Source organism: Kitasatospora sp. NPDC057512 (assembly GCF_042802135.1).
GTDB lineage: Bacteria > Actinomycetota > Actinomycetes > Streptomycetales > Streptomycetaceae > Kitasatospora.
In genome coordinates this window covers 1-3,122 of sequence record NZ_JBHVET010000882.1, presented here as the reverse complement: position 1 = coordinate 3,122, position 3,122 = coordinate 1, and the positions used below count along the sequence as shown (strand labels likewise).

Annotated in this window: 3 protein-coding genes; 2 read left to right on the top strand and 1 reads right to left on the bottom strand. The window is 76.5% G+C overall.

Annotated elements, in window-relative coordinates:
• Positions 1 to 208: 208 nt before the first annotated feature.
• Complete coding sequence (locus ACFU6K_RS35240; protein WP_049661418.1) at positions 209 to 820, top strand: ScbR family autoregulator-binding transcription factor; 612 nt, start codon at positions 209 to 211, stop codon at positions 818 to 820.
• 28 nt (positions 821 to 848) lie between these two features.
• On the opposite strand, the gene ACFU6K_RS35235 is transcribed toward ACFU6K_RS35240, so the two are convergent.
• Positions 849 to 1,502, bottom strand: a complete 654-nt coding sequence (locus ACFU6K_RS35235; RefSeq protein WP_380670134.1) for a ScbR family autoregulator-binding transcription factor — start codon at positions 1,500 to 1,502, stop codon at positions 849 to 851.
• A gap of 349 nt (positions 1,503 to 1,851) precedes the next feature.
• On the opposite strand from ACFU6K_RS35235, the gene ACFU6K_RS35230 reads away from it, so the two are divergent.
• Positions 1,852 to 3,063 (top strand): ScbA/BarX family gamma-butyrolactone biosynthesis protein, encoded by a 1,212-nt coding sequence (locus ACFU6K_RS35230; RefSeq protein WP_380670132.1) that lies wholly within the window; start codon positions 1,852 to 1,854, stop codon positions 3,061 to 3,063.
• Positions 3,064 to 3,122 lie beyond the last annotated feature (59 nt).

The window sequence follows — 3,122 nt, the reverse complement described above, 5'->3', positions numbered from 1 at the left end:
GGCTCTGCCCGGGGCCGCGCCGACGGTGCCCGGAGCCGCATCGGCGCTGGTCCGGGCCGCGTCGGCGGTGCTCCCGCCCGGTCGGCCGGGGCCGGAGGGGCCCGCGGCGGGCTCGGTAGGATGCCTACTGGACGGTATGCGTCCGCCGCCCCGTCCGCCCCCATAGGATCGGCCGCTGCCGAGACCAGAACTTTCCAGGGAGGCTGCGATGGCCAGGCAGGCCCGCGCGCTGGCGACCCGCCAGACGGTACTCGTCGCGGCGGCCGAGGTGTTCGACGAGCGGGGCTACGCCGCCGCCACGATGTCCGAGATCCTGGACCGCGCCGGCGTCACCAAGGGCGCGCTGTACTTCCACTTCCGCTCCAAGGAGGAGCTGGCGCTCGCCGTCATCGAGGGGCAGGGCGTCTTCATCTCCGGCTGGACACCGGCCTCGGACAGCCCGGTGCAGAACCTGATCGACCTCGGGTACGCCTTCGCCCGCGCGCTCCAGACCGACCCGCTGGTGCGCGGCAGCATCCGGCTGACGATCGAGCACGGCAGCTTCACCCAGCCGCAGCTCGCGGCCTACCAGGGCTGGATGGACACCGTCCGCGTCCTGCTGGAGCACGCCCGGGAGGCCGGCGACCTCCACCCGGGGGTCGACCTGACCGCGGCCGCCGGGGTGATCACCGGGGCCGTCACCGGCATCCAGCTGAGCTCCCAGGTGCTGGCCGACCGGCAGGACCTGATCCAGCGGCTGTCCGACCTCTGGACGCTGCTGCTGCCCGGCCTGGTCCAGCCGCACGCGCTCGCCCGGCTGAGCGTCGCCGAGCGCGCCTGAGGCCCCGACCTGGGAAACCCGGGGCCGGTCAGACCCGGTAGCCCGCCCGGCGCTCCGCCGCCACCAGGGCCGGCAGCGCGGCCGTCCAGAGCCGGCTCACCGCCTCCGCCCCGGGCCGGCCGGTCTCCTCGCCCGCGAGCAGCACCTGGCCGGCCGCCACCGCGGTGAGCAGTTCGGCGGCGGCCCGCCGGTCCACCCCGGGGAGCAGCTCGCCGGCCTCGGCGGCGCGGTCCAGCAGCCGGTGGACGACGGCGGTGAGGCTGCGCCAGGCGACGTCGGAGGCCACCGGAGCGGACCGGCGGGACGGGCCGTCCGGCCCCTCCTGGGCGCCGTCCCGGCGCGGCCCCTGGCGGCCGAGCCGGACGCCGGCCCGCACCACCACGTCCTCGCGCAGCATCCGGGCCAGCTCGTGCGAGAAGTCGATCAGCCCCTGGAGGGCCGGGCCGTCGGCCCGCAGCGCGCGCAGCGCGGCCGAGCCGACCTCCCGCCCGGAGGCGCGGCGCACCCCGTCGGCGAGGGCCTGCTTGGACACGAAGTGGAAGTAGAGGGCCCCCTTGCTCACCCCGGCCCGGCGGCTGATGTCGACCAGGCTGGCGGCCTCGAAGCCCACCCGCGCGAAGGTCTCCGCGGCGGCGAGCAGTACGGCCTGCCGGGTCCGCCCAGCCCGCTCCTGCTTGACCACTGGCCCCCTCCGGACTCGACCGGGCGCGATCCCCGCCCCACCCGGCTGCTGTCGGCGCGGCCCCTGCGGGGGCGGCGCTCGCATGCGGACGGCACCCTCCGAAACCGCATGGTTGGTATCTAATCTAGCGCTTGCTTCGCCCCCGCCGTCCAGCGGGGACGGCCCCCCACCGATGGTCCGAGGCCTCCCGAACGGGCATTCCCCCAGCCCAGGGGGCGGGTAGCGTGGCCTGGCCGGAGAGTTCGGCCTGGGCACCCCCAGCCGCCGAACACAAACCGGGTGGTATGTATGTTTTGCTCGGACGGCCGTGGCGGCCGCTCCGACCGACACCCTGAAGCGGGGGCCCGTCATGCCATCGATCGTAGAGCCGGACCCGCACGATCCGTACGCCCACCCCGGCCCGGGCAGCGGTGGCGGCTTCGAGTTCCACGATGGCCCCGCCACCGGCTACGGCCCCCACCACGGCCCCGCCACCGGCTACGACTTCCACCGCGGCCCCGCGACCGGCTACGACTTCCACGACCGGACCGTCTCCCGGCACCTGGTGCACCGCGCCTCGGTGTCCGAGGTGTTCCTCACCGGCTGGCAGGCCACCGGCCCGTACGACTTCCTGCTCGGCGCCCAGTGGCCCCGGCTGCACGGCTTCTACCGGCTGCCCGGGGACCGCTACCACGACCCGGTGCTGCTGGCCGAAACGATCCGGCAGACCGGGCTGCTGATCGGCCACGCCGGGTTCGGGGTGCCGCGCGGCCACCACTTCATGATGGAGGACCTCTCCTACGCGCTCGACGGGACCGGCCTGCCGGGCCTCGCCGTCACCGCCGGCCCCGCCTCGCTGATGCTGGCCGTCGGCTGCGAGGACGTCCGGATGCGGCACGGCGAGCTGGCCTCGCTCCGGGTCCGCGTCGACGTCACCCGGGACGGCCGGCCGATCGGCCACGGCAGCGGACGGCTGCGGGTGGTCTCCCCCGCCTCGTACGCCCGGCTGCGCGGCCCCGCGCGGCGCACCCTCCCACCGCGCCCGCCGGCACCCGCCGCGCCCGAGCTGGTCGGCCGCGCCCAGCCCGCGGACGTGGTGCTCAGCCCGACCCTGGCCCCGGACACCTGGCTGCTGCGCGCCGACGCCACCCACCCGGTGCTGTTCGACCACGAGCTGGACCACGTGCCCGGGATGCTGGTGCTGGAGGCCGCCCGGCAGGCCGCCCAGCGGCTGCGCCACCCCGAGCCGGTCGTCCCGGTCGAGCTGGTGACCTCCTTCGACCACTACATCGAGCTGGACCGGCCCTGCTTCGTCCGGGCCGCCCCCGAGCCGACCACCGGGCCGGCCGAGGGGCCGGCCACGGCGGACGGGCGGCTCACGGTACGGGTCCAGCTGCTCCAGGACGGCCGGACGGCGGCCGAGTGCCTGCTGCTCACCGCGCCGGTGGACGGACCGGCCGAGGGCCCGCGGGTGCCGGTCCGGCGGGACGCCTACGACGGCCGCCCCGCCGTCCCCGGCCCCGCCGTACCGGGCCCTCCCCTGCCGGGCCTCGGGGGCACCCGGCTGCCGCTGGCGAGTTAGGGCGTGTCTGACAATTCCCGCCGGGCGCGCGACGCCAATTGTCAGACACGCCCTAGGGC